The sequence below is a fragment of the Streptomyces sp. NPDC007875 genome (assembly GCF_042868035.1).
In the GTDB taxonomy this organism is placed as follows: Bacteria; Actinomycetota; Actinomycetes; order Streptomycetales; family Streptomycetaceae; genus Streptomyces; species Streptomyces antimycoticus.
This window is the reverse complement of the sequence record NZ_JBIADZ010000002.1, coordinates 213,547-238,919: the sequence shown is the minus strand read 5'-3', so window position 1 is coordinate 238,919 and position 25,373 is coordinate 213,547. Positions and strand designations below refer to the sequence as shown.

The window sequence follows — 25,373 nt, the reverse complement described above, 5'->3', positions numbered from 1 at the left end:
ATGCGATGTCCAGCATCGTCCCGGTGGTCTTGTTGGTGTCTGGGGGGAATTGAACTTGGCTGAAAAAAAGTCGTTAGGCTGTCCCTTCGAGGTCGACTGACGTCAGTTCGACAGCGCGTCGTCTCCACCGCGGCGGGTACACATTCGGAGAAGGGGCAGGGGCAGTTCGGATCGCCCCGGAACCCCGCGGCCGGTCCAGGCGTCATAGACCACAACGGCCGCGCCCATCCCCGAGTGGCGAGGAACGCACCAACCGGACGGCAAGCGCCATGCGCGCGCCACCCCTCGCCACGTTCCACGCTCGGCCCGCGGCATGATGCGCTGCCTTGTACGCGCAGTGCCTTGTGATGAACCCGCTGTGACGGGCCGAACGATGCCGTACAGCGCCACGTAGTGCCAAGTGAAGTGCCATCTGAAGTGCGATGTAGTGCGACGGACAGCCCTCGGCGTTAACGGAAAGGAACGAGCGCTCATGCGCGAGATCCTCGGAAGGCGACGCAAGTTCTCGCTGCGGCGCGGCGCGCGATCGCCGCTGCTGCGTGCGGCGCTCACCTGCGCCACCGAGTGGCAGTGGCCCGTGGTCCCGGGCGTCGGACTCCGGTCCGGCGGCGGACGGCCCCGGGTATGCGGCTGCCCCGACCCGGAATGTGTGGTTCCGGGTGGTCATCCGTTCGACCCTGTTCTCCTTGCCGCCACCACCGACCCGCGCATGGTGCGCTGGTGGTGGGCCAACCGGCCCACGGCGCCCCTGCTGCTGGCCACCGGCGGCCTCGCGCCCTGCGCGGTGAGCCTGCCCGCGGTCGCCGGAGCGCGGGCGCTGGCGGTCTTCGACCGGGCGGGGGTGCGGCTCGGCCCGGTGGTCGCCACGCCCACCCGCTGGTCGCTGCTGGTGGAGCCGTACTCCCTCGAAGACCTCGGCGAGCTGCTGAACCAGCAGGACTGGGTGCCCAGCTCGCTGCGGTTCCACGGCGAGGGCGGCTATGTGGTGCTGCCGCCGTCGCAGACGGGCCTCGGGCGGGTGCGCTGGGAGCGGCCGCCGCTGCGCCGCTCCGGGCGGCCCTGGCTGCCTCAGGTGGCCACCGTGGTGAACGCCTTGGTCGAGGCGAGCACCAGTGCGCCCGACGGGGGCAGCCGGCTCGCCTATTGAGGGCGGGCCCCGGGTGCGGGGGTTCGGGGGCCGCTGAGCGCGAGGCTCAGGGGTGTGTGGGGCTCGGAGGCCGGGAGGTGTTTGCCTGGGCTCCGAGCCCGCTCTTTTCCGGCGGTACGGCGCTCTCAGGGTGGGATGCCGAAATTCAGGGCGCTGGGGTTCCGGGCTCCGGGGTCAGCGGTTCCGGGATCCGGGGTCAGGGCTTTGCGCTGAGGATTTCGGGCTCGGGCTCCGGGCTCGGTTTCCGAACTCACGTTCCGGATCATGTTCCGGGCTCCGGGGGCAACTCCCGTGGCGCCGAAGGCAATTGGTCCGTACCTTCTCCCGGCCGCCTCGTGCCGCCCCGCCCGTCTCTCGCGTCGACGTCCGGACGCGGACATGGAAGCGCCCGGTCGCTGGCGACGGGGGATGCACCAGCGACCGGGCTTTTAGAACCGTAACAAGAGATCGGCCGATAGCAAATTCGATCGCGGATTTCCGGACGCCTATTTGCAGGGCGTAACGGTGAGTTGTGAGCAGTGTCACGTCACCCGGTGGCGCCCTCCGGCCGTCCCGCGACCGTCAGCTCAGCGTCACCTGACGGTTGGTGAGACCGCCCCGGGCGCGCCGCTGCTCGGGCGTCAGCGGGGCGTCGGATGCGAGCGCCTCCGCGAGCCGCTCAGCGAGGTCCACGGCCGGCTTCTCGGTGTCCTCGGCGCTCATCCCGCGTGGCAGATCCCACACCGGCACCGTGAGCCCATGGGCCCGGAAGGAGCCCACCAGCCGGGTGTTCTCGCCGAGCGAGGAGGCACCCGCGGCGTGCAGCCGGGCGAGTGCGTCGAGCAGCTTCTCCTCGGGGTGCGACATCACCCAGCGCAGGTGGTTCTTCTCCGGCGTCTCGCACCAGTAGGCCGCCTCCACGCCGGTGAGCCGGGCGGTGGGGATCGCGGCCGCGTTGGCCCGTTCCAGGGACGCGGCGACCTCTCCGGTCGCGTTCGCGGCGTCGTCGAGCCAGAACTCGAACCCCTCGTGCAGGGTCGGCGAGAAAGTGCCCTTCGGGTCGAGCAGATCCTGCAGCCGCGGACCGTCGCCCGGAGCCCGCTCGGCGGCCACCGGAGTGCCCGGATCGGCGGTCAGCGCCCGGCGCAGGGTGTCGGCCAGGTCGCGGCTGATGTCACCGGAGGGCGTGTCGTTCTGCAGACCGAGCAGCACCGCCCCGCTGTCGCGGCGCAGCGCGGGCCACGCCATGGGCAGCACGGTCGCCAGGGTGACCGACGGAACCCCCTCGGGCAGCCCCTCGGCGAGGGACAGTTCGACGGTCGCGGCGGGCACCAGCTCGCGCAGAGCCACCCAGTCGCATTCGTTGGGGAGCCCCTCGAAGGGGCGCTGCACCAGTTCGGTGGCGGCGTGTGCGGCTTCCCTGCCGTGACAGGCTTTGTAGCGACGGCCCGAACCGCACGGGCAAGGCTCCCGCGCGCCCACCACAGGGATCTCGCCGTTGGCGACCTGTGGGCCTGCGGCCTTCGTCTGGGGGCGGCGCTTCTTGGCCATGGTGAGGCTGTCTCCCGATCTGCGGCTCAGGGCTTGCTCGTACGCCCGTGACGGTCTGCGTACGGCCGTGGCAGTGCTCTCCTACGGCGCGTACGACTGGTACGGCCGCGAGCCTAGCCCTTTGGCCGAAGCGCGTCGGCTCCATGCGCCGCGTCGGCTAGGCGAGCTCGTCCAGATCGGCGAAGTCCAGCTCGCGGTCGAAATCGGGGTCGATGTTCGCCTCGACGTTCGAGCCCAGGTTCGCGTCGAGATCGGCATCGAGGTTCGTCCCGAGCTTCGGCACCAGGTTCGTGCCGAGATCCGTGTCGAGGCTCGGACGCAGCCCGGAGGCCAGCTCGGTACCCAGGTCGGGGGAGAGAGCCGAGGGAAGCACGACGCGACGGGCGAAATCGTCGTCAGGTGGAAGAAGGGCCCATACGGTGACCTCGCCGACTCCGTCCCGCACGCCCCATTCCTCGGCCAGCGACATGATGATGTTCAGCCCGCGACCGCCGCGTGCGGTGACCGAGGGATTGGCCGGAAGTGGCCTTGTGGGGCCTCCGCCATCCGTCACCTCGACCGTCAGCCGGTCGTCCTCGTCGACGCTCCATGCAGCCCGGACCGTGCCGCCACCATGGCCGGAACGCCAAGGGCGACCATGCCGCCATGCATTACTGAGCAGCTCTGAAAGGATCAATACAGCGTCGTCTATGACCGAATCCGATACCCCAGTCCTGCCCAAATCGACACGCATCCGCTGTCTTGCCGCGCGGACACCCGCAGGACCATGGGGTACGGCCATGGTCGACGACGTCGGCACCTGCCGTGCCACCACCAACGCCACCCCCGAGACCTCCTTCGCCCCACGCCACGGGATGAATGCCCCGCGGTGCTGGAGCGGAAACCGGCCAAGTGGCATCGTGTGACGCACTCGTCACGATCGAATACGTACCGAACGCGCCGGTGCACACCTTGTAATGCCCATTATGAGCGTCCGAGTTGGGACAGTACCTGTTTGGGGCGATTGGTGATCAGTGCGTCGACCCCGAGGCGGACGCACAGGTCGACGTCCTCCGGTTCGTCGACGGTCCACACGTGCACTCGGTGCCCCTCACGCTGCAGTCGCGCCACATAGCCGGGATGGTTCCGCACGATCCGGATGCTCGGCCCCGCGATCCGCACCCCGGCCGGCAGCTGCCCGTCCCGGTGGCGCGGCAGTATGAACTGCATCAGGTAGACCGTCGGGATGGCGGGGGCCCCGCTGCGGATCCGGTGCAGTGAGCGCGCTGAGAAGCTCATCACGCGGACGGGTGAACGTTCGCCGGGCGGCGGCGCGTCCAGGCCGTAGCGGCGCAGCAGCGCGAGCAGCCGCTCCTCCACCTGGCCCGCCCAGCGGGTGGGGTGCTTGGTTTCGATCGCCAGTTCGATGTGGCGTCCCGCGTCGGCGATGAGCGCCAGAAGCCGCTCCAGGGTGAGGACAGAGGTGCTGTCCCGGCTGTCGCGGTCCGGCTCCTCCTTGTCGGTGGCCCGGCCCTTCCAGGAGCCGAAGTCCAGGGCCGCCAGATCGGACAGCTCCAGTGCCGAGACCGCGCCCCGGCCGTTGGAGGTGCGGTCGACGCGGCGGTCGTGGACACAGACGAGATGGCCGTCGGCGGTCAGCCGGACATCGCATTCCAGGGCGTCGGCGCCCTCCTCGATTGCCTTACGGTAGGCGGCCAGGGTGTGCTCCGGGGCATCCTCGGAGGCCCCGCGATGGGCGACGACGGAGACGGTGGGCGGCCCGGGGCGGCTGTCCCGGGCAGGGCGCGCATAGGTCACCGCGTTATGGTGCCACCGCCCGGTGATGGCCGGTGGATTCGGCCCCTCCGTACGTTCGCACGGAATGGCGGTGGGTCGAATTGTCCGGGATAAAGGGTGGTAGTCCGCAGGACCGCCGCTCCTTACGGCCGTCTGACGCGCTGTGGGAAAAGCTGACGACGGTAAGACGTACACGTGGGCCGTCGAGGAAATCTGTCGTGCACCTGAGGAGATTGCTGTGAGCACCGAGAACGAGGGCTCTGCCGTTCCGCCCGCGCCCGGGTCGCATCCGGCCCCTCCGGCGCCGCACCCGAACCCGGCCGTGCCACCCGCGCCGACCTATGAGCCCACCGCGGGCAGGCAGCCGACCGCACCCGACGCGCCCATAGGCCCGCCCGACGCGGCAGCGCCGTCGGGAGCCCCCGGCCCCGCCCCCGGTGCCTCGGGCCCCGGCGCGGACGCCGGCCAGTCCAGCACGTGGTGGTCGGCCGACGGTGGACAGCAGCCCGGCGGCCCCGGCGAAGGACAAGGCGGGCAGGGCGGCCCGGGCGGACCGTGGGGGACCGCTCCCGTGCCGCCCTCCGGCCCGTCCGAGCGCAAGCCCCGCGGGCTGGTCGCCGCCCTGCTGGCCGCCGTGCTGGTCGCGGGCGCCATCGGCGGCGGCATCGGCTTCTGGGCCGCCGACCGGGAGGGCGACGGCAGCGACACCACCACCGTCTCCGCCTACGGCAACCCCAAGACGGAGAGCCGCGCGCCCGGCTCGGTGTCGAGCATCGCCAACAAGACCCTGCCCAGCGTCGTCACCATCGAGGCCCAGGGCAACAACGGTGAGAGCGGCACCGGCACCGGCTTCGTCTACGACAAGCAGGGCCACATCCTCACCAACAACCACGTCGTCGCCTCGGCCGCCGACAACGGCAAGCTGACCGCCACCTTCTCCAACGGCAAGCGGTACACCGCCGAGGTCGTCGGCCGCGCCCAGGGCTACGACGTCGCCGTGGTCAAGCTCAAGAACGCCGCGGGCGCCAAGCTCAACCCGCTGCCGCTCGGCAACTCCGACCGGGTCGCCGTGGGCGACGCCACCGTCGCCATCGGCGCCCCCTTCGGCCTCTCCGGCACGGTCACCACCGGCATCGTGAGCGCCAAGAAGCGCCCGGTCGCCTCCAGCGACGGAGGCGGCGGCAACGCCTCGTACATGAGCGCTCTGCAGACCGACGCCTCCATCAACCCGGGCAACTCCGGCGGCCCGCTGCTCAACGCGGACGGCGGCGTCATCGGCATCAACTCCGCCATCCAGTCCGCGGGCAACGGCAGCGGCCTCGGCGAGTCCCAGCAGTCCGGCAGCATCGGCCTCGGCTTCGCGATCCCGATCAACCAGGCCAAGAACGTCGCCGAGCAGCTGATCAAGACGGGCCAGCCCATCTACCCGGTGATCGAGGCCACGGTCAGCACGAAGGACTCCGCCAACGGCGCCACCATCGCCTCCAACGGCACCGGCGGCAGCCCCGCCGTCGTCCCCGGCGGCCCGGCCGACAAGGCGGGCCTCAAGTCCGGCGACGTGATCACCAAACTGGACGACACGGCCATCGACAGCGGCCCGACCCTCATCAGTGAGATCTGGACCCACCAGCCGGGCGACAAGGTCACTCTCACCTACAAGCGCGGGGGCAAGGTGTCCAAGGCGGACGTCACCTTGGGGAAGCGCAAGGGTGACAGCTGACACGCTAGGCTGATCCCCGCGCCACCGCGAGTGGCGCGGGGAGGCTTGCCCGAGCGGCCTAAGGGAACGGTCTTGAAAACCGTCGTGGCAGCGATGTCACCGAGGGTTCAAATCCCTCAGCCTCCGCAAGTGAACGGCCCCTGACCAGGCAAGACGGTCGGGGGCCGTCCTCATGCGGGCTACCCGCCGGGCACCGCAACGGATGGGGCACGGTCGGACACCGCCTGAGAGGGCCCCACGCCGACTATCGATTGACCTCGGTTACACCGCGGAGTGTCTGTGCGTGGATCGTGAGGGTGGCGGCGTTGTCGACGGGGCTAGGAAGAGGCCGCGCCGACGCAGAACTCGTTGCCCTCCGGATCAGCCATCACGATGTGGTGGCCGTCGAACTCCTCCAGGGCTTTCCCGCCCGCCCCTATGAGCCGCTCGGACTCTGCCCTTATCCGCGCCCACCGCTCCCCAGGGCTGCCGTGCCCTGGCACCCGGATGTCGAGATGAAGCCGGTTCTTCGCTGTCTTCCGCTCGGGCACCTTGAGGATGGAGAGCCTGGGGCCGATGCCGTCGGGATCGCAGAGCCATGCGCCGTCGTCCGCGGAATCGTCTTCTGGGAGATCGAACTGTGCGAGCCACTCCTCGCGGGTTCTGAAGGGAGCGGGCGGCGGCTCGTCGACATACCCCAGGGCCGCCTTCCAGAACTCGGCGAGGAGCTTCGCGTCCGCGCAATCAAGGGTCAGATCGATTCTGGCTGCCATGTCAGGACCGTACTGCGCGCCGCTGACAGTCGTGGCCGAGCCGAGGGAGCGCCTGCTGTGTGGACCATTGGCGGGCCCGGGCTCCTGGCATTGGCCGTTCGAGACAGAGGAGGACGCCGGCGGCCTGGCCGGGGTGGGCGGCGTTGGATCTGGCCGAAAAGCTATGGGTGGGGCGTTGGTGCAGGTCAGGGCGGGGGGAATGGGCGAGTGGGGGTGGGCTGGGTGGCGGGGGTGGGGGATGTGGGCTTTTAGTTGTAGCTAAAGGTGGAATCCTGTCGCTGAGGGGTGTGAAGCCCAACGGTCGGCACCATGCGCTGGGAGAGTGATGAGTGTGCCGTGGAAAGGCAAGGGTTCGAAGGGGGAGGCCGCGGACTGTGCGGGGGCCCGGCTGGCGCGTCAGGCCACCGTGGAGGTCGCGGGGTTGCTGGGGAAGCGCGACATGAGCCGTGCTGACCTCGCCCGGCTCATGGATGTCAGCCCGGGACGGGTGAGCCAAATACTTTCCGGGGACGAGAATCTGACGCTGCGGAGTCTCGCTGCCGTGGCCGAGGCCCTGGATCTGGACATCAAGATCAGTTTTGTGGAGCCCAAGGAGGACGGGGCTCGTCGGACGCGTGGGCTGGGTGATGGGTCCGATGCCTTTGTCTACGCTCCCTGAGCGTGCGTGCCGGGGTGTGTCCCTGATGGGTGTTGTGGTGTGCGGCGCCGCGTCAGGGGCGCGTCGCTCAGGGGTGCGGGGTGCCTGTCGTGGCTAGGGGGCGCGCCGCCAGGGCCTCGTCCCGGAGCCGCGTGAGCTCGCGGTCGCCGCTCCGCTTGCCGGTGCGGTAGCCGAACTCCAGCATGCGCGCGCAGGCGTCCATGGCCATCGCCAGGGCCTGACGGCGGTCCTCCGCCTCCTCCCGGGTCGGGGTGTGCAGCTCCGGCGGGAATTCCTGGACCTCCCGCTGCCGGCACCTCGCCTCGATATCGGCCTCGACCTTGGTCGCATCGTCCAGGAGTTGGTCCACCTCCTCGTACAAGGTGTTGATCGTCGTCCTGTCCTTGGTCGCGGCGGCGCAGCCGCGCAGGTGGCGGCGGGCCTCGAAGGCGAACATGCGCAGCTGGGCCACGTTCTCGAAGTCGCGGACCAGCCGGTGGCAGTGGATGTACATGTCGTGGACCAGCCGTCGTTCCAGCTCGCTCAGCAGCACCGCGATGCCCAGCGTGATCACGGCGACGAAGGGCGGCGTGGACTGCTGGTTCTGCTGCTGACGGACGCGAGGTGCCAGGGCCCCGCCGGCGGCGGCAGCGGCCACGGCGGGGGGCACATCGGCGGCGTGCGGCAGCAGCAGGACGATGGTGAGCAGCGCCGCCGCGCAGCTGCAGGCGATGATGCCGCAGCACAGCGCCGCGGACCTTACGGTTCCCAGCAGGCGGCCCTTGTCGGAGAAGCGGTGGACCAGCGAGATCCAGGTGACCAGTGCGCAGACGCCAATGGGTAACGCGATGTCCGCGAACCACCCCTGTGCGTAGAGCTCGTGCAATGCTCCCCCTGCTCGCGCCTTGGTACCGGTGCGCCGGAGGCGGTCGGACGGTCACCGGTCGGTCGGCCACCAGTCACCGATCAACGATCACCGGTCACGGGGAGAGCGGGAATCCCTGCACGGTCCGCCTCGGGGGCGGAAGCACCGGCGAACGGGCGTGGTTCCTGCGCCGCCTGGTCACCGCGCCGTGCGGTCCCTGCGCCCTTCGGTTCCTGTACGGAGCGCCTCGTCGCGTGGTCACGATAGTGCTCCTCGTTCACGTAACGCACGGCTCACCGTCCGTATACCGCTGGATCGCGCCGCCTCTGGCGTCCTGCCGTACGGCTGCAGCCACTGCTCCGTTCATCCGGCCCAGGCGTATGCGTCAGCCCCACGCGTCCGGGGGCTGGAGGTGGCGGGCGGCGCTGCGGGCCGCGGAGGCGACGGTGGCGCGGGCCTCGCGCGGGGCCAGCCCGGTGTCGAGTGCGGCCTCGATCAGGGCGGGGGCCAACTCCGGCCCGGCGCCCGTCTCGTAGGCACGGCAGGCGGCCCAGAACAGCCGGTCGTTGCGCTGGCCCTCCCGCGAGGCGCGGACGAACCGTACGAGCCCCTCCAGGGCCGCGGGATGCGGCCCGGGGGATGACGGGCCGGGGCGGTACGAGCGGTGTGGGGCCGGGTGCGGGGGCGTGAGCAGGCGCAGCAGGGCGGACGGGGCGGGCGCCGGGGCCCAGGCGGGGGAGCCCGGCGCGAGGCGGTAGCTGCCGTGCGAGCCGTATGAGCCGGGGCCGACCAGGTAGCCGCCCAGCCCGCGGATGTCGATGCCGGGCGCCAGGCGTCCGGCGGAGTTGGGGACGGCGAGGCCGGGCGGGCCGCACAACCAGAGATGGCGGCCGCCACTCGGGGTGAGCACGGTGACCGTAGGGGGGATGGCGAAGGCGTGCTCGCGGACCAGCCCGGCGAGGGCGGCCAGACCGTCCGCGGCCAGACCGTCCGTACTGTCCGTCCCGTCCTTACCGCTTGCACCGGGCTTCCTCGTCCTGCCCCGACCGTCCGTGGCGCCCGCTCCCCCGGTTCCTCGGGGTCTTCCCGGGCTTCCGCCCTTGAGGTCGAGGTCGAGGCCGATGAGGTGGTACGGGGCGCGTCCGCAGGCGATGCCGTAGCCGGTGGCCCAGGGGGCGGCGGCGAACAGGGCGCGGATCGCCTCCGGGTCCGCCGACGCGTCATGGACTCCGTGGCCCAGCCGGCCGCATTCGCCGCGGCACGGCAGAGGCGCGGGGTCGTGGTGGTGAGGGGAGCGCACGGCGGGCAGCTTCGCGCGGGTCAGGGGGATCACGTGGAAGCCGTGGGCCGCGGCGGTCAGGGCGTGGGCAAGAACATGGGCGAGTGCGGGATTCGCCATGTGACCCATTTTCGGACAAGTGTTCGGTAATGGGAAGGGGACCCGGCAAGTCGCCGAGGATGGCCGAAACTATGCGGAACCGGTTCCCTCGTAAGGCCCACCCTGTGGCGGGGCGGGGTGGCGCACCCTGTACCGGCGCGTAGCCGCACCCGGCGCACCCGGCGCATCGGCGCGGGGCGGGGAGCGGGGGTGCGTCGGGCGTTTAAAACAGGTTCATCATGCTTGCGTGGTAATTCCCATGGCCCGTGCGCATCGTCCGGGAATCGGTGGGCAACTCTGCTTCCGCGGCACTTCCCGAGCGTCGGAGGATCGGAGGAATCGAGATGGCGGACACAAGGGCGGGCTCCGGCCGCACCTTCACCGCACTGCCGTTCTCCGCGTCCAGGGCGGGGCGCGGCTCCTGGGATCTGCCCCGATCGCATGGGGGCAGGTCGCCGCCATCGCGGGCGCCCGCAAGGGAACGCAGGGGTGGGGCAATGCCCGATCGATCTGAGTGAGCTGTGGTGATTCATTGAGCGAACGGGACGGGTGAGGTCGTGCGGTCGCGCGGTGGCGTATCGACGCCATCGCGCGATCGTGCGTGGCGGCCTTGAGGTGTGGCTGCCTGGTTCGGTGTTCTTGACAGTGTCGATTTACCTGACAGATAGTCAGATTTGCTTTCTACGGCAGACATGCGGCAGGGGAAGCGATGACGCGCGATGAGCTGCACGACCTGGATGAAGTGAATGAGCTCGATGAGCTGTACGGACGGCTGAAAGCGTACGAGGGGCGAACGGCCGCGAGCGGCGGCGCGGGCAGGGACCCGGTCAACGAGCCCATGATCAGGCACTGGTGCGAGGCGATGGGCGACGCCAACCCCGCCTATCCGGGTATCGCCCCGCCGACCATGCTGCAGGCGTGGACGATGGGCGGGCTGGCCGGGCACCCCGGCGGTTCGGCCCGCTCCCAGGCGTACGACGAGCTGCTGGCGTTGCTCGACGACGCGGGCTGCAGCTCGGTGGTCGCCACCGACTGCGAGCAGGAGTACCTGCGGCCGCTGCGCCCCGGCGACCGGATCACCTTCGACGCGGTCATCGAGTCGGTGTCGCCGCGCAAGACCACCAAGCTGGGCGCCGGATACTTCGTCACCACCCGGATGAACGTCCGTACGGGGGATGGGGAGCTGGCCGGCACCCACCGCTTCCGCATCCTCAAGTACGCACCCGCGCGGCCGAAGGCGGAGCCGAAGCGGGAGCCGGAGCCGAGACGGGAGCCGAAACGGGCCTCGGAGCGGGCGGCCGACCGCCCGCGTCGCCCTCGCCCCGTCATCAACCGCGACAACGCGGGCTTCTGGGAGGGCGTCGCCCGGCATCAGCTGCTCATCCAGCGCTGCCTGGACTGCGCCGCCCCGCGCTTTCCCTGGCTGCCGGGGTGTGGGGCGTGCGGTTCCCAGCGGTGGGAGGCGGTCGAGGCGTCCGGCTCGGGCACGGTGTTCAGCTATGTGGTCATGCACCATCCGCCCTTCCCCGCCTTCGACCCGCCCTACGCGGTCGGCCTGATCGAGCTCGCGGAAGGGGTGCGGATGGTCAGCGGCATCACCGGGGTGCCGTACGACAAGGTGCGCATCGGCATGCCCGTCGAGCTGGAGTTCCTGCGTGTGGACGAGGAGCTGGAGCTGCCCGTGTTCCGGGGCGCCGAGCCATGAGGGACGGACGAGGCGAACAGCCCTCCGGTGGACCCGGTGGACCCGGTGGACCCGGCGGACCTGGCGGACCTGGCGGACAGTACGAACGAGGAGGCGGCCCCATGACAGTGCGTACGGGCGATGAGCTGCCCCCGCTGCGTATCCCGATCACCCGGACCCTGATCGTCGCCGGCGCCCTCGCATCCCGGGACTACCAGGATGTGCACCACGACGCCGAGGCGGCCAAGGAGAAGGGCTCCCCGGATATCTTCATGAACATCCTCACCACCAACGGGCTGGTCGGCCGGTACATCACCGATCACTTCGGGCCGCGGGCCCGCCTCCGTAAGGTCGCCATCCGGCTCGGGGCGCCCAACTACCCTGGCGATGAGATGGTGTTGACGGGTGAGGTCACCGCGGTCGCGGAGGGTTCGGCGGAGATCGCCGTCACCGGCAGGAACGGCATCGGCCACCATGTGACCGGCAAGGTCACGGTGCAGCTCCCCACCGACGCCCCGGGAAGCGATGACGCCCGTAAGAGGACCACCGACCGCCCCGCGACTACCGACAGTCCACCGACCACCGACACCCCAGCGGCCACCGACGCCCCCACCACCACCTCGGACACCCCCCGATGAGCGCCCGTAAGGCGGACACCCTGGGCGGCCGGGCCGCCGTAGTCGGTATCGGCGCCACCGAGTTCTCCAAGGACTCGGGCCGCAGCGAGCTGAAGCTGGCGGTCGAGGCCGTCCAGGCGGCCCTGGACGATGCGGGCCTCACCCCGGCCGATGTGGACGGGCTGGTCACCTTCACCATGGACACCAGCCCCGAGATCACCGTGGCCCAGGCGTGCGGCATTGGCGATCTCACCTTCTTCTCGCGCGTCCACTACGGCGGGGGCGCGGCCTGCGCCACCGTGCAGCAGGCCGTGCTCGCCGTCGCGACCGGCGTCGCCGAGGTTGTCGTCTGCTACCGCGCGTTCAACGAGCGCTCCGGGCGCCGCTTCGGCTCGGGCGTACAGCACCGCGAGCCGTCCGCCGAGGGCGCCGCGCTCGGCTGGTCGCTGCCCTTCGGGCTGCTGACCCCGGCCTCGTGGGTTGCCATGGCTGCCCAGCGCTATCTGTACGCCTATGGGCTGACGCCCGAGGTTTTCGGCCATGTGGCCGTCACCGACCGCCGTCACGCGGCCACCAACCCGGCCGCGTATTTCCACGGCAAGCCGATCACCCTCGCCGAGCACGCCGCCTCCCGCTGGATCGTCGAGCCGCTGCGGCTGCTCGACTGCTGTCAGGAGACGGACGGCGGCCAGGCGCTCGTGGTCACCAGCGTGGAGCGGGCGCGCGACCTGCCGCGTCCGCCCGCCGTGATCAATGCTGCGGCGCAGGGCGCGGGCCGCGGCCAGGAACAGATGACGAGCTTCTACCGCGACGACCTGACGGGCCTTCCCGAGATGGGGGTGGTCGCCCGGCAGCTGTGGCGCGGCAGCGGGCTGACCCCGGCCGACATCGACGTGGCCATCCTCTACGACCACTTCACGCCGTTCGTACTGATGCAGCTGGAGGAGTTCGGCTTCTGCGGACGCGGTGAGGCGGCCGGATTCGTCGCCGAGGACGCGCTGCCGCTCAATACCCACGGCGGTCAGCTCGGTGAGGCGTATCTGCACGGGATGAATGGGATCGCCGAGGCCGTCCGCCAGATCCGCGGCAGCTCCGTCAACCAGGTGCCGGGGGCCGCCCGCGCCCTGGTCACCGCGGGCACCGGGGTACCGACATCCGGGCTTCTCCTCGGCGCAGACGGCTGAACCGCGCGCGTGTCGGCGGTATCGGGCCGCCGCGGTCCATCTTCACTCGTCATATGACCCGAAGAGAGCAGAGCAGGCCGAGCAGACAGAGCGGATGGCAGGTCACGGGCTGGACCGCCGGTCTGGCCGCGGCGCTGGCCACCGCGATCGCCGGTGCCACCCCCGCCGCCTCGGCGGAGGTCCTGCCCGACCCTCGCCCCCTGGGCGCCAAGGTCTTCCAGGGCTGGGCCTTCGACACCTGCCACGCGCCGTCCCTCGCCACCCTGCGTGCGTGGAACAGCTCCCGCTACCGCGCCGTCGGCGTCTATTACGGCGGTCGCGGCCGGGCCTGTGCGAGCCAGCCCAACCTCACCGTCTCCTGGATGCGCGGCGTCAAGAGCATGAAGTGGCGGGTGCTGCCCATCTTCGTCGGATCCCAGGCCCCCTGCGTCCGCAGCGCCAACAAGAAGCATGTGCCGATCGGCAGCAAGCCCTTCTCCCAGGGGCGCGCGGAGGGCAAGGACGCGGTCGCGCGCGCCAAGGCGCTGTCCCTGAAGAAGCGCAGCGCCCTCTACCTCGACATGGAGGCGTACGACCTGACGAAGACGAGCTGTGCCGCCAAGACGCTCTCCTTCATCCGCGGCTGGAACCGCGAGGTCCGCTCGCGCGGCTTCTTCCCCGGCTTCTACAGCAGCGCCGAGTCCGGGGTGCGCCATCTGGAGCAGGCCCGCCGGGCCGGAGTCCATGACCTGCCCTCCGCCATGTGGTTCGCGCGCTGGAAGGGGAAGCCGTCGCTGTACGGTGAGCCGACGCTGGCCAAGAGCGCGTGGAATCCGCACCGTCGCATCCACCAGTACAAGGGCAACGTCGATGTGACGCACGGCGGCCGGAAGCTGCGCATCGACCGCAACAAGGTGGACGCACCGGTCGCGATCATCAAGTGACCCACCGCCACCGGCCCCCGTCCGGGACACCCTTGGGTCCTCAAAGGCATCCTCAAAGGCATGCCACGGAGGCATCGTCGGGGAATCCTCGGGAACTCTCCCGGAGCGCCTTCGGGGACGCTCTCGGGGAACCGTCGGGAGGAACCCTGACCCTCGGCTCGCGCCCTCCCCCCGGAGGAGGTCGTGCCAGCACCACCCGTACAACCTGAGGCTGATCCCTCTTCGGCACTTATGGCCGATCCGCTCCGACCTGCCCGCTCCTAGCGTTAAGCCATGACCACGACCGTGTGCACAGGCGTATCCGCCGCCGCGTTCCCGTCGTTCACTTCGTATGTACGGGCGCGGGGGCCGGTGCTGTTGCGCACCGCCCGCTCGCTGACCTCCAACGTGTGCGATGCCGAGGATCTGCTGCAAACCGCGCTGACCAAGACGTACCTGGCGTGGGAGCGTATCGAGGACCACAACGCGCTGGACGGCTATGTACGGCGTGCCCTGGTCAACACCCGGACTTCGCAGTGGCGCAAGCGCAAGGTCGACGAATTCGCCTGCGAGGAGCTGCCCGAGCCCGAGACGGTGCCCGCCCCGGACCCCGCCGAGCGGCAGGTTGTCCGCGACGCGCTCTGGCGCGCCGTACTGCGGCTGCCGGACCGCCAGCGGGCGATGGTCGTCCTCAGGTACTACGAGGACCTGAGCGAGGCGCAGACGGCGGAGGTACTCGGAGTGTCCGTCGGCACCGTCAAGAGCGCGGTCTCGCGCGCCCTCGGCAAGCTCCGAGAGGACCCGGAACTCGGCTACGCGGCGTGATCGGCCGCGCGGCGGTCGGCTGGGGCTGACCGGGGGACGGACCCGGGCACGGACCCGGGGGTCGGCAGGGGGACCGACGGGGCGATCGGGGGGGCGACCGACGGGGTCCGGGGTAGTGACATACCGAGCGGTCGGCTGCAGAATCGGCGGAACCTCAGCCCGCGCGTAACCGGAACCCTGGAGGCCCCGGTGCTCAGCACGATGCAGGACGTACCGCTGACCGTGACCCGCATCCTCGTGCACGGGGCATTCGTGCATGGCCGTACGGCCCATGTGACCACCTGGACCGGTGAGGACGAGCCCCGGCGCCGCAGCTTCCACGACGTGGGCATGCGGTCGATCCAGTTGGCGAACGCGCTGCGCGATGAGCTCGGGGTGGAGCCGGGGCAGGCTGTGGCCACCTTGATGTGGAACAACGGCGAGCATCTGGAGGCGTATCTCGCGGTCCCCTCCATGGGCGCCGTGCTGCACACCCTCAACCTGCGGCTGCCCGCCGAGCAGCTCGGCTGGATCGTGAACCACGCCGCCGATCGCGTGATCATCGTCAACGGCTCGGTGCTCCCGCTGCTCGCACCGCTCCTCCCCGGCCTCACCACCGTGAAGCACATCGTGGTCGCGGGGCCCGGCGACCGTTCCGTCCTGGACGGCTGCGCCGCCCGGGTCCATGACTACGAGGAGCTGATCGAGGGGCGGCCGCGGCACTACGCCTGGCCGGAGATCGACGAGCGCCAGGCCGCCGCGCTCTGCTACACCTCGGGGACGACCGGGGACCCCAAGGGCGTGGCCTACAGCCACCGCTCCATCTACCTGCACTCGATGCAGGTCAACACCGCCGAGTCGTTCGGGATGTCCGGTGCCGACACCCTGCTGCCGGTGGTGCCCATGTTCCACGCCAACGCATGGGGCACCGCGCATGCCGCCTTCATGGCGGGCGCCTCGATACTCATGCCCGACCGCTTCCTCCAGCCCGAGCCGCTCGCCGAGATGATCGAGCGCGAACGTCCCACCATCGCGGCCGCCGTCCCCACCGTCTGGCAGGGGCTGCTCGCCGAACTCGACGCGAGGCCGCGGGAGGTGAGCTGTCTGCGGGACGTCTTCATCGGCGGCTCGGCCTGCCCGCCTTCCCTGATGAAGGCGTACGAGGAGCGCCACGGCATCCACGTCGTCCATGCATGGGGCATGACGGAGACCTCTCCGCTCGGCTCCGTGGCCCATCCGCCGGGCGGGCTCTCGGCGGAGGACGCCTGGCCGTACCGGCTGTCGCAGGGCCGCTTCCCGACGTCCGTCGAGTGCCGGTTGATCTCGGCGGACGGCGAAGTCGTGCCGTGGGACGGGAAGACGCCGGGTGAGCTGGAGGTACGCGGGCCGTGGATCGCGGGTGCGTACTACGGAGGGGCGGACGGTGAGCCGTTCCGTCCCGAGGACAAGTTCACCGAGGACGGCTGGCTGAAGACCGGCGACGTCGGCACCATCAGCCCCGACTGCTATCTGACGCTGACCGACCGGGCCAAGGACGTCATCAAGTCGGGCGGCGAGTGGATCTCCTCGGTCGAGCTGGAGAACCAGTTGATGGGCCATCCGGAGGTCGCGGAGGCGGCCGTGGTGGCGGTGCCGGACGAGAAGTGGGGAGAGCGGCCGCTGGCCACGGTGGTGCTGACGGACGGCGCCACGGTCGACTACGAGGGGCTGCGGGCCTTCCTCGCCGAACGGGTCGCGCGCTGGCAGTTGCCGGAGCACTGGGCGCTGATCCCGGTGGTGCCGAAGACGAGCGTGGGGAAGTTCAACAAGAAGGTGATCCGCAAGCAGTACGCGGACGGGGAGCTGGATGTGACCACGCTGGGCTCGTGACGACGCTGGGCTCGTGACGACGCTGGGCTCGTGACCACACTGGGACTGGGCTGAGGAACGCCCGGATCGGGGGCGCGGGCCGAGCGGGCGCGCGCCCCCGGTCGGTCACGCGGTCACCGTAAGGAGGCGAGTGTCCCCTTACGGGCGGCACGCCACCGTATGGACCGGCGGGGGTCCCCTTATGGGCGCGCGTCACCGTAAGGACAGCAGGTGTGCCGTACACGGGCCGCGCGTCACCGTAAGAACCGCGCGCGTCAGTTGGTGCCGATCTTCGCCAGCAGGTCCACGATCCGCGACTGCACCTCCGCGCTCGTCGAGCGCTCCGCGAGGAACAGCACCGTTTCGCCCGAGGCCAGCCGCGACAGATGCGCCGGATCGATGTCCGCGGAGGTGTAGACGACCAGCGGGGTGCGGTTGAGCAGTCCGTTGCCGCGCAGCCAGTCGACGATCCCGGCCCGGCGGCGACGTACCTGCATCAGGTCCATCACCACCAGATTCGGCCGCATCTGCCCCGCGAGCGAGACCGCGTCCGCGTCCGCCGCCGCGCGGGCGACCTGCATCCCGCGCCGCTCGAGTGTCGCCGTAAGGGCCGCCGCGATCGGCTCGTGCTCCTCGATCAGCAGAACGCGCGACGGATGCTGCTCGCTGTCGCGCGGGGCGAGCGCCTTGAACAGGACGGCCGGGTCGGCGCCGTACGCCGCCTCCCGCGTCGCCTGGCCGAGCCCCGCGGTCACCAGCACCGGCACCTCGGCGGCGACCGCGGCCGTACGCAGCGATTGCAGTGCGGTCCGGGTGATCGGCCCGGTCAGCGGATCGACGAACAGCGCCGCCGGGTACGCGGCGATCTGCGCGTCGACCTCCTCACGGGAGTTCACGATCACCGGACGGTAGCCGCGGTCGCTCAGCGCCTGCTGGGTGGACATGTCCGGCGCCGGCCACACGAGGAGGCGGCGCGGGTTGTCCAGCGGCTCCGGCGGCAGTTCGTCGTCGGGCGGCGGGGTGCGGTCGTCGACGATCTCGACGGCGCCATTGGGCCCGTCCAGCGGCTCCGGCCCCTCGGCGCCCTCGTCCGGCGCGCCGATGGCGAACGCACGGCCCGAGCTCTGCGACGCATTCGCCGCACGCTGCGGCTGCGCCCCCGGCCCGGGCTGGGGGCGGGGCTGCGCGCCGGTCTGTGCCCCGGGGTGCGGTTGCGAACGGCTGCCGGCCGGCTGCAGTTCGGCCGAGGTGCCCTGGTCCGCCATCTCGGGCCGGGCGGCCAGCTTGCGCCGCCTGCCGGAGCCCAAGCTGGTGCCTCCGGAGGGCGTCTGGGGCTGGCCCTGCGGCGGGCGTCCCTGCGGCTGGCCCTGCGCGGCCTGGCCCTGGGGGTGCTCGCCCACCTGCTGGGCGAACGGCACCCCCTGGCCCAGGGTGCGCACGCTGATCGCGCGCCCCTGGGCGGCGTCGGCGTTCGGCGGGGCCTCGGCGGGCAGCGGCTGCGGACGGGGCTGCGTGGGCGCGTCCGGCCACTGCGCCGGCTGCTGGGCCGGTGGCTGCTGGGCCGGTGGGCGCCCGCTCGCCTCCGCGGGCTGCGGACCACTCGGACCACCCTGGGGCGGACCACCCGGATTACCCGGACCACCCGGGCCACCCTGGGTCGCCTCCGGCTGCTCCTCGGCCAGCGGCCGCCGGGCGCGGCGACGTCCGGTGGGCGGGACCTCCTGCGGCCGGCCTGCGCCGGTGTCCTGGCCCCAGTTGGGCTGCTGTTCCTCGGGCGTACGGGCGGCGGGCAGCGCGGGCATGCCCGATGCGACCGGCTGGGCGGCGCCGGAGCCCTGGGCCTGCGGCTGGGGCCGACGCGGGTCCTGGCCCTGTGCCTGACCGGGGTCGGACGGCCAGCCCCCGGGCCGTGCGGCGCCGTTGGGGGGTACGGGCTCGCCTCGTACGGCCAGGCCCCCGCCCTGCTGCGGCTGGGGCGCGCCGCCCCGCGCCTCACGGGCGCCGTGCTGCGCGGGGACGAGCCCGGCCGGGCCGAGCTCCGGCGGCAGCGCGCCGGGCTGCGCCCGGTCGGCGGCGGCCGGGGGCAGCGCGAAGGGAGAGCGGACGAGACCGGACTCCCCCGCGGGCTGCGGCTGCGGCTGGGCCTGCTGCGGCTGAGGTTGGGGCTGCGCCTGGCCCTGGGTCTGGGGCTGCGCCTGGTCGGGCGCCGGTACCTCCGGCGCCTCGGCCAGCGTGCGTCGGGCGCGGCGACGTCCGGTGGGCGGGACTTCCTCCGGCCGGCCTGCGCCGGTGTCCTGGCCCCAGTTGGGCTGCTGTTCCTCGGGCGTACGGGCGGCGGGCAGCGCGGGCATGCCCGATGCGACCGGCTGGGCGGGCCGCTGGGGCGTGTCGGAGGCGGCCGCGGGGAGGGCGAGGGCGGCTCGGCCGCTCGCGCCCTGGGCGGGGGCAGCGGCAGCTTGAGGGCCGCCCTGCTCCTGCGCCGGGGCGCCGCGCCGGGCGCGGCGGCCCTGGGGCTGCTGCTGGGCCGGAATGCCCTGAGGCGGCACAACACCCATGGCGGCTGCGCCCGTCGGCTGCGGACCGGCCGCTTCCGGTGCGCCGCCGTGAGCATGGCGATGACTACCGGTCGAGGCTGCCTCGGCGTTCTGGGCGGGGTGCGCGGCCACGGCCGCCGCCTCGTCGGGGTGGGGGCGCGCCCTGCGCCGCCCGGTGGGCCGTGGAGTGTCCGCGGGCTCGGCAGCGCTGTCCTCGCCGACGACCGCGGGAAGTGCGGCGGGCCCGCCCGGGGCACCCTGCTGAGCGGCGGTGCGCGGGCCGGCCGTACGGGGATCGGCCGTATGCGGGTCGGCCTTACGGAGGTTGGGCGGGGGCGTACCGCCCTGTGTCCCGTTGCCCTGCGTACCGCCGCCGCTGGTGTCGCCTGGCGTGCCGCTGGGGGCCGCGCCGTGCCGGGCGCGGCGTCCGGTCGGGGTCTGGCCGGTGGCGTTGCCGCCCGCGGTGCCCTTCCCCGTACCCGCGTCGGTGCCCGTACCCGCGCCGGAGGTGCTCTGTCCCTGCGTACCGTCGCCCTGCACGGCGGTGTCGCCGTTCGCGTGCTCCTGCTCGGCCGCGGCCGCCGCCGAGATCGGCACCTCCAGGACGTAGGCGTGTCCGCCCATGCCCGGCATCTCATGGGTCTGGAGCACGCCCCCGTGCCGGCGCACGATCCCGCGCACGATCGGCTCGTGCACCGGGTCGCCGCCCGCGTACGGTCCGCGGACCTCGATCCGTACGACATCCCCGCGCTGCGCCGCCGCGACCACGATCGTCGAGTCGCTCGCCGCGCTGCCCGCTGAGGTGTTGCCGGTGGAGTCGACCCCGGCCACGTCCGCGATCAGATGGGCGAGCGCCTGGGCGAGCCGCTCCGGGTCCACCTCGGCGTCGATCGGCGGCGCGTGCACGGCGAACTGCGCGCGACCCGGGCCGATCAGCTCGACCGCGCCCTCCACACTGGCCGATACGACCTCGTCCATCGAGACCGTACGGCGGGCCAGTTCCTCGCTGTGCGCGTCGAGCCGCTGATAACTCAGGACGTTGTCGACGAGCGTGGTCATCCGGGTGTAGCCGGCGGCGAGGTGGTGCAGGATCTGGTTGGCCTCGGGCCACAGCTGCCCGGCCGGGTCGTCGGCGAGCACACCGAGTTCGCCGCGCAGCTGCAGCAGCGGTCCGCGCAGCGACTGGTCCAGCACGGCGAGCAGCTGGCTGTTCCGCGCGGTGACGGACTCCAGCTGTGCCGTGTACCGCGCGCGCTCCTCGGCGAGCTGCGTCCGCAGCTCCTCCACGGTCTTCGTGTGCTGGGCGGTGAGGTTCTCCAGCTCCTCGGCGTGCTGGGTGGTGAGGCTCTCCACCTTCTCCGTGTGCCGGGTGGTGAGGCTCTCGACCTCCTCGGCGTGCTTGGCCGCCATGGCCTTCTCGGCACGCCGGTCGGTGAAGGTCATCACCGCGCCCACGAGTTGCTCGCCGTCGCGGACGGGCGCGGTGGTCAGATCGACCGGGACCTCGCTTCCGTCCTTCGCCCACAGCACCTGGCCGCGCACCCGGTGCTTGCGGCCGGAACGCAGGGAGTCGGCGAGGGGTGATTCCTCGTACGGGAACGGGGAACCGTCCGGGCGCGAGTGGTGTACAAGAGAGTGAAGCTCCTGACCGCCCATGTCGCTGGCCCGGTAGCCGAGGATCTGCGCGGCGGACGGGTTGACGAGGACCACCTTGCCCTCGGTGTCCACGCCGACCACGCCCTCTACCGCCGCGCGCAGGATCATCTCGGTCTGGCGCTGCTGACGGGCGAGTTCGGCCTCGGTGTCGAGTGTCCCGGTCAGGTCGCGAACGATGAGCATCAGCAGCTCATCGCCGGTGTAGCTGTACTGATCGGCGTAAGGAGTCCGCCCGTCCTCCAGATTCGCGCTGGTCACCTCGACGGGAATCTGCGCCCCGTCGGTGCGCCGGGCCATCATCCGGGTCGGCTTGATGCCCTCCCGCTGTGCCGACTCGGGGCGCCGCATCGACCCGGGAATGCGATTGGGATCGAAGGAGGGGAGCAGATCGAGCAGACCACGGCCGACCAGGGCGGTGCCCGGAGCCTCGAAGGACTCCAGCGCGATGTGGTTGGCGTTGACGATCGTGCCGTTGCAGTTGACGAGCAACAGCGCGTCCGGGAGGGCGTCGAGTATCGCTGCGAGGCGAGCAGCGCCTCGGGATGGCCTGCTGCTCACGACGACGCTTCCTCCCTGACTACTGCATCTTGCTGACACTCGCGGTCATTTTGCCGTCCCGTCTGCGGAGTGTCTCTAGGGGAGTCTACGGCCACCGAAGCCGGACGTGACGGCGGATGAGAGGGAGGTCGCAGCACGACGTACGCGTCTCGACGCACGCCCGGACAAACTTCTCCGTGCTCTCCTCTTCTCACTCCCGCCCCAATCCGCAGGTCAGCTCACAGGGGTGCGCAAAACGACGGAGAACCGATTCCACCGGGCGATTTCACACCCGTTGGTGCGGTTGAACCAGGCGTTGACGGGACGCCCCGCCCAGTGACCCGTCACCCGAGCCGTGGCCGGCCCGCCGTACTGCCCGGTGCACATCGCATCGGGCGACACCGGCGCGAACGGATCCCGGCCCCACACGGTCTGCGAGTCCAGCTGCGCACACGCGGCCCGGGCCCGGGGGTGCGTACCCCCGGTCGGGTGGCACGCCAGCACAAAGGTCGAGGCGTCGTCGGGCTCACCGTTCTGGCTGACGGTGATCACGAGCCGGTCGGAGCTCTCCCCGTCGAACGGCAAGGGCAGCGGGAGCGGCGTGGCCCCGGCGGGGGCCAGCGCGCCCGCCGTGGCGGCGGTCGTCAGAGCGGCGGTGACGACGAGGCGGTGCAGCAGGGGCATCGGGGCACTCCTGAAGTGATCAGACGGGGGCGCGCTGCCCCTGCCCCGTCTAACGCGCCGCCGCCGCGCGCGTTGCGCCGCCATAAGGGCTGCGCTCGGCCGGGTAAGGGCTGTGCTCGGCCGGTAAGGGCTGCGCTCCGCCGTAGGGGGCTGTGCTCCGCCGCGTACGCTCCGCCGTAAGGGCTGCGCTCCGGCATTGGGGCTGCGCTCGGGCGTTAGGGCTTTGCGATGGGCCCCGCCCGCCGAGTACCGTAGTCCGCGATTGGTGACATCCCGCTGGGCTGTGACATCATCTGCACACACCACATCGCGCTCGCGCGAGCGAAACCGGTGTGCTGGAGGCTTCGCCTAGTCTGGTCTATGGCGCCGCACTGCTAATGCGGTTTGGGCCCTAAAGCCCATCGAGGGTTCAAATCCCTCAGCCTCCGCTCTCTGATCAGGGAGCCCGTGCCTATGGCGCGGGCTCCCTGTGTCGTTTTGCGGACTGCCGCCAATGATCACCGAAGCGGACCCGGCGCGACGATGCCCGCCCGTGCTCCCCTTACTACGGTGACGGTGACGGTGGCTGCGACTCCGGACGACCGCGGTCCGATAGCCCGCAAATCCCGGACTCTCACCGAAGCGACGCAGGGCGACCAGCCTGTAGCCTTCCGTGACGTCGGCCGTCACCCCTCAAGCGCCTCGCGACGCGAAGGCCCGCTCCCCGATGTCTCGCGACGGCCGCTTCGACAGCCCCTGAAAACGGAGTTTTCGCAGGTCAGTGGGGGTGTGGGAAACGGATTTCGCCTGGCGGCAGAGGTCATGTAATGTTGTCCCCGCAACGCCGACCGGCAAGAAAAACCGCCGGGAAGCCAAGCGCTCGTAGCTTAACGGATAGAGCACTTGACTACGGATCAAGAGGTTGCAGGTTCGAATCCTGCCGAGCGCGCAGTTCAGAGGCCCCCTTCCAGTTGTGGAAGGGGGCCTCTGGTGTTGCTGCGTGCCTCACTGCGCGGCTACCGGGTCCGGAGCATGCGCCGAAGGGCTTGTTCCTGGTCGTCGTGCCGGTCTCGGCGACCGGCCGGGTCCGCGTCCGGGTCCCGTCCGAGGCCGATGTTTTCCCAGCGCAGCGGGCGTGGCGCCGATCGGCGCAAGCGTGCTGTTATGCGCCGCTGGGTTCCATTAGGCGTCCGTTAGTCGAACGCCAACGCGATCTTCGAAGCTGATTGTCGTCCGGGAGCAAGACAAGACAACGCAGCAATGGGAGACACGATGAGCACCACCACCAACCGCTTCCGCGGCCGCGCCGGCCGCCGCATCGCCGCAACTATCGTGGCCGCCGCGGCGCTGGGCCTGGGGGCCACGGCCTGCGGCCCTGACTCTGATGCTGCGGACTCCAGCGGCTCCTCGGCCTCTTCGACCGCGTCCCCCTCGCAGCAAGCCTCGAGCGGCTCCTCCTCGGGCAACTCTGGCTCGCAGGGGCAGAACGGGGGCGGTGCCGCCAACGCCGGTAGGAGCCTCACGGTCGTCGGCACGATGAAGTACCTCGCGCCCGGCAAGCTGATCGTCAAGCCTGAGGACGGCGGCATGGACCAGGCGTTCTTGGTCGCCAACGCCACGAATATCCGCGGCGCGGCCGCGATCTGCACCGCCCCCGACGGCAGCGTGGCCATCGGCGACGACGGCTACGGCACCGCGAAGTGCACCGTGGACGAGCTGGAGAAGGCTGCGAAGACCAACAGCGTGACCGTCCGCGTCACCATGGACCGCAAATCCGGTGGTGCCGAGACGGTTGAGGAGAAGTACCACCCGTAAGCCCTCGCCTTGGGCATGAACGCCGTTGCCGCGCCCCGGTGTGGCAATTTGTGGCGACGCAGCTAAGAGGCCCCTTCCAGAAATGGATGGGGCCTCTTGCGTTACCCAGTGACGGCGGTCGTCTCCTGCGGCACCCAGTGGCTAATTCCTGCGACGGCGCCGTTGTCCATAGGGGCCGTGGCGATCGTGTGCGCGCCACTCCTCCTCATGGATGTCGCGGTCTTCGTTCCCCGCGGTGCCTCCAGGAGTCGGGATTTTCTCCCCGGCATCGATCTTGGCCTTCATTGAGGCGAGTTGGCGGTCGGAGCGCTCGTCGCCCGAATGCTTGCGCTCAGGCAGCGGTCCCGGGGACGGCGGTGTGCGCTATCTGCTTGATCTTGTGGCGCTGTGGCTCAGGGGTGGTGTTCCCTGCCTCCGCGCCGTTCTGATGCGACCGTGACGTACCGCTCATGGGCAGGCCCCCCGCCTCGCTGAAACCCTCTGACAGCGTGTATGGGTCATTCCCTGGAAGGGCTGCGAGGAAACGGAGTTCAGCACGTGGGTGCTGCCCATGCGCCTTTCAACTCTGCCGGGGCGAGCGGCGTCTGGCGCGTATTCATTGCCAGCCTTACCCGCCGGATAGTTCCTGGCATGCAGAGGGGGTGATGACGGAGCAAAAGAAATGCCCTCAAGAGCTGAGGAACGCTCTTTCGGGCATGGTGAAGAGATGTCGCTCATGAGGCCGGGGCGCGGACCTGGGCGACGTTGCTCGGAAGACCTACGGATCGAGAGGTGTTTGTGTGGGAGCCAGACCGCGGTTGCTGCGACTGCGCACTTCAGTTGGCCAGTGGTGCCTCGGCTTGGGCCATCTCGGCAGTGATGGCCCAGCGCTCGTGGTCCCTCCTCTCGCCGTTGATGAACTGGAGGGCTGTTGAGTAGCCCTCGCGCTGGAACCCAGGCGCTTGACAAGGTTCGGCGAGGAGGTGTTATCAGGCTGGATGTTCGCCTCCTGCCTGTGCACTGTGGTGATTGCCATCCGGGGATCCCATGCAGCCTGTTCGTGGACCCTGGAGGGGGGAATTACTGCGAGAACTCACTGGTGCTGGACCGGCGGGCAGTAGCCGGTGTCCGAGCCGATGCTGTTGATCGTGGCGTTGTCCCTGGGGTCGTCCCCGTAGTCGATCTGGTTGGTGCAGCGCATGCCGGGCTTCCTGGGGGTGCCGGACGGAGTGCCGCCCTTTTGCGGCTCCGGGCAGTAGCCGGTGTCCGAGCCGATGCTGTTGATCGTGGCGTTGTCCCTGGGGTCGTCCCCGTAGTCGATCTGGTTGGTGCAGCGCATGCCGGG

Annotated in this window: 18 protein-coding genes, 3 tRNA genes and 1 pseudogene; 13 read left to right on the top strand and 9 right to left on the bottom strand. The window is 70.9% G+C overall.

Annotated features, from left to right (window positions below; genetic code table 11):
* Positions 1 to 472: 472 nt before the first annotated feature.
* Positions 473 to 1,147, top strand: coding sequence for a bifunctional DNA primase/polymerase (locus ACFYOY_RS04815; RefSeq protein WP_351883764.1), 675 nt, complete (start codon positions 473 to 475; stop codon positions 1,145 to 1,147).
* Positions 1,148 to 1,708: 561 nt separating this feature from the next.
* On the opposite strand, the gene ACFYOY_RS04810 is transcribed toward ACFYOY_RS04815, so the two are convergent.
* The 3 genes from ACFYOY_RS04810 to ACFYOY_RS04800 all read right to left on the bottom strand — a co-directional run bounded on the left by ACFYOY_RS04810 (position 1,709) and on the right by ACFYOY_RS04800 (position 4,474).
* Positions 1,709 to 2,677 carry a DUF5926 family protein gene (locus ACFYOY_RS04810; protein WP_161560713.1) on the bottom strand — a complete coding sequence of 323 codons (969 nt, stop codon included), beginning with the start codon at positions 2,675 to 2,677 and terminating at the stop codon, positions 1,709 to 1,711.
* Between the two features lie 157 nt (positions 2,678 to 2,834).
* Positions 2,835 to 3,500, bottom strand: a complete 666-nt coding sequence (locus ACFYOY_RS04805) for an ATP-binding protein (protein WP_388584811.1) — start codon at positions 3,498 to 3,500, stop codon at positions 2,835 to 2,837.
* 140 nt (positions 3,501 to 3,640) lie between these two features.
* Complete coding sequence (locus tag ACFYOY_RS04800; protein WP_351883768.1) at positions 3,641 to 4,474, bottom strand: glycerophosphodiester phosphodiesterase; 834 nt, start codon at positions 4,472 to 4,474, stop codon at positions 3,641 to 3,643.
* A gap of 217 nt (positions 4,475 to 4,691) precedes the next feature.
* Here ACFYOY_RS04800 and ACFYOY_RS04795 point away from each other — a divergent pair, with 217 nt between their 5' ends.
* Positions 4,692 to 6,173, top strand: coding sequence for a trypsin-like peptidase domain-containing protein (locus tag ACFYOY_RS04795; protein WP_351883770.1), 1,482 nt, complete (start codon positions 4,692 to 4,694; stop codon positions 6,171 to 6,173).
* A 39-nt stretch (positions 6,174 to 6,212) separates the two neighbouring features.
* Positions 6,213 to 6,299: transfer RNA gene (locus ACFYOY_RS04790), tRNA-Ser, on the top strand.
* A 191-nt stretch (positions 6,300 to 6,490) separates the two neighbouring features.
* Here the strand turns inward: ACFYOY_RS04790 and ACFYOY_RS04785 are convergent.
* Positions 6,491 to 6,925 carry a VOC family protein gene (locus ACFYOY_RS04785; protein WP_388584807.1) on the bottom strand — a complete coding sequence of 145 codons (435 nt, stop codon included), beginning with the start codon at positions 6,923 to 6,925 and terminating at the stop codon, positions 6,491 to 6,493.
* Positions 6,926 to 7,250: 325 nt separating this feature from the next.
* Here ACFYOY_RS04785 and ACFYOY_RS04780 point away from each other — a divergent pair, with 325 nt between their 5' ends.
* Entirely contained in the window at positions 7,251 to 7,583 is a 333-nt protein-coding gene (locus ACFYOY_RS04780) for a helix-turn-helix domain-containing protein (RefSeq protein WP_228053110.1), read from the top strand.
* Positions 7,584 to 7,650: 67 nt separating this feature from the next.
* Here the strand turns inward: ACFYOY_RS04780 and ACFYOY_RS04775 are convergent, their stop codons facing one another.
* Positions 7,651 to 8,448, bottom strand: a complete 798-nt coding sequence (locus ACFYOY_RS04775) for a hypothetical protein (protein WP_351883774.1) — start codon at positions 8,446 to 8,448, stop codon at positions 7,651 to 7,653.
* Positions 8,449 to 8,812: 364 nt separating this feature from the next.
* The gene (locus ACFYOY_RS04770; protein ID WP_351883776.1) at positions 8,813 to 9,826 is read right to left on the bottom strand and encodes a bifunctional DNA primase/polymerase; all 1,014 of its coding nucleotides are present in this window, start codon (positions 9,824 to 9,826) and stop codon (positions 8,813 to 8,815) included.
* 688 nt (positions 9,827 to 10,514) lie between these two features.
* Here ACFYOY_RS04770 and ACFYOY_RS04765 point away from each other — a divergent pair.
* The 6 genes from ACFYOY_RS04765 to ACFYOY_RS04740 all read left to right on the top strand — a co-directional run bounded on the left by ACFYOY_RS04765 (position 10,515) and on the right by ACFYOY_RS04740 (position 16,865).
* Positions 10,515 to 11,510, top strand: coding sequence for an OB-fold domain-containing protein (locus ACFYOY_RS04765; protein WP_388584803.1), 996 nt, complete (start codon positions 10,515 to 10,517; stop codon positions 11,508 to 11,510).
* A 101-nt stretch (positions 11,511 to 11,611) separates the two neighbouring features.
* Positions 11,612 to 12,127 carry a MaoC family dehydratase gene (locus ACFYOY_RS04760; RefSeq protein ID WP_388584801.1) on the top strand — a complete coding sequence of 172 codons (516 nt, stop codon included), beginning with the start codon at positions 11,612 to 11,614 and terminating at the stop codon, positions 12,125 to 12,127.
* Positions 12,124 to 13,290 carry a lipid-transfer protein gene (locus tag ACFYOY_RS04755; RefSeq protein WP_388584799.1) on the top strand — a complete coding sequence of 389 codons (1,167 nt, stop codon included), beginning with the start codon at positions 12,124 to 12,126 and terminating at the stop codon, positions 13,288 to 13,290. The genes ACFYOY_RS04760 and ACFYOY_RS04755 overlap by 4 nt, the downstream gene beginning before the upstream one ends.
* A gap of 53 nt (positions 13,291 to 13,343) precedes the next feature.
* The gene (locus ACFYOY_RS04750) at positions 13,344 to 14,213 is read left to right on the top strand and encodes a DUF1906 domain-containing protein (protein WP_351883782.1); all 870 of its coding nucleotides are present in this window, start codon (positions 13,344 to 13,346) and stop codon (positions 14,211 to 14,213) included.
* A gap of 273 nt (positions 14,214 to 14,486) precedes the next feature.
* Positions 14,487 to 15,017: a SigE family RNA polymerase sigma factor gene (locus tag ACFYOY_RS04745; protein WP_351883784.1), complete on the top strand. Its 531-nt coding sequence runs from the start codon at positions 14,487 to 14,489 to the stop codon at positions 15,015 to 15,017.
* A gap of 189 nt (positions 15,018 to 15,206) precedes the next feature.
* Positions 15,207 to 16,865 (top strand): long-chain fatty acid--CoA ligase, encoded by a 1,659-nt coding sequence (locus ACFYOY_RS04740; RefSeq protein ID WP_351883786.1) that lies wholly within the window; start codon positions 15,207 to 15,209, stop codon positions 16,863 to 16,865.
* Positions 16,866 to 17,119: 254 nt separating this feature from the next.
* Here ACFYOY_RS04740 and ACFYOY_RS04735 read toward each other — a convergent pair whose 3' ends face one another.
* Both ACFYOY_RS04735 and ACFYOY_RS04730 read right to left on the bottom strand, forming a co-directional pair.
* The gene (locus ACFYOY_RS04735; protein WP_388584794.1) at positions 17,120 to 21,592 is read right to left on the bottom strand and encodes a PAS domain-containing protein; all 4,473 of its coding nucleotides are present in this window, start codon (positions 21,590 to 21,592) and stop codon (positions 17,120 to 17,122) included.
* A 213-nt stretch (positions 21,593 to 21,805) separates the two neighbouring features.
* Positions 21,806 to 22,255, bottom strand: coding sequence for an SSI family serine proteinase inhibitor (locus ACFYOY_RS04730; protein ID WP_351883790.1), 450 nt, complete (start codon positions 22,253 to 22,255; stop codon positions 21,806 to 21,808).
* A 337-nt stretch (positions 22,256 to 22,592) separates the two neighbouring features.
* Here ACFYOY_RS04730 and ACFYOY_RS04725 point away from each other — a divergent pair.
* From ACFYOY_RS04725 to ACFYOY_RS04715, 3 genes are all read left to right on the top strand, one after another.
* Positions 22,593 to 22,683 (top strand) — tRNA-Ser (locus ACFYOY_RS04725).
* Between the two features lie 427 nt (positions 22,684 to 23,110).
* Positions 23,111 to 23,183 (top strand) — tRNA-Arg (locus tag ACFYOY_RS04720).
* 323 nt (positions 23,184 to 23,506) lie between these two features.
* A complete protein-coding gene (locus tag ACFYOY_RS04715; RefSeq protein WP_351883799.1) occupies positions 23,507 to 24,049 on the top strand; it encodes a hypothetical protein in 543 nt (180 codons plus the stop codon).
* A 1,072-nt stretch (positions 24,050 to 25,121) separates the two neighbouring features.
* Here the strand turns inward: ACFYOY_RS04715 and ACFYOY_RS04710 are convergent.
* Positions 25,122 to 25,373, bottom strand: a pseudogene (locus ACFYOY_RS04710) (hypothetical protein); the annotation flags it as partial.

Coding starts and splice junctions, on each gene's coding strand:
- ACFYOY_RS04810 (WP_161560713.1), bottom strand. CDS start 2,677: ATGGCCAAGAAGCGCCGCCCCCAGACGAAGGCCGCAGGCCCACAGGTC.
- ACFYOY_RS04780 (WP_228053110.1), top strand. CDS start 7,251: ATGAGTGTGCCGTGGAAAGGCAAGGGTTCGAAGGGGGAGGCCGCGGAC.
- ACFYOY_RS04815 (WP_351883764.1), top strand. CDS start 473: ATGCGCGAGATCCTCGGAAGGCGACGCAAGTTCTCGCTGCGGCGCGGC.
- ACFYOY_RS04770 (WP_351883776.1), bottom strand. CDS start 9,826: ATGGCGAATCCCGCACTCGCCCATGTTCTTGCCCACGCCCTGACCGCC.
- ACFYOY_RS04785 (WP_388584807.1), bottom strand. CDS start 6,925: ATGGCAGCCAGAATCGATCTGACCCTTGATTGCGCGGACGCGAAGCTC.
- ACFYOY_RS04715 (WP_351883799.1), top strand. CDS start 23,507: ATGAGCACCACCACCAACCGCTTCCGCGGCCGCGCCGGCCGCCGCATC.
- ACFYOY_RS04755 (WP_388584799.1), top strand. CDS start 12,124: ATGAGCGCCCGTAAGGCGGACACCCTGGGCGGCCGGGCCGCCGTAGTC.
- ACFYOY_RS04745 (WP_351883784.1), top strand. CDS start 14,487: ATGACCACGACCGTGTGCACAGGCGTATCCGCCGCCGCGTTCCCGTCG.
- ACFYOY_RS04760 (WP_388584801.1), top strand. CDS start 11,612: ATGACAGTGCGTACGGGCGATGAGCTGCCCCCGCTGCGTATCCCGATC.
- ACFYOY_RS04750 (WP_351883782.1), top strand. CDS start 13,344: ATGACCCGAAGAGAGCAGAGCAGGCCGAGCAGACAGAGCGGATGGCAG.
- ACFYOY_RS04730 (WP_351883790.1), bottom strand. CDS start 22,255: ATGCCCCTGCTGCACCGCCTCGTCGTCACCGCCGCTCTGACGACCGCC.
- ACFYOY_RS04765 (WP_388584803.1), top strand. CDS start 10,515: ATGACGCGCGATGAGCTGCACGACCTGGATGAAGTGAATGAGCTCGAT.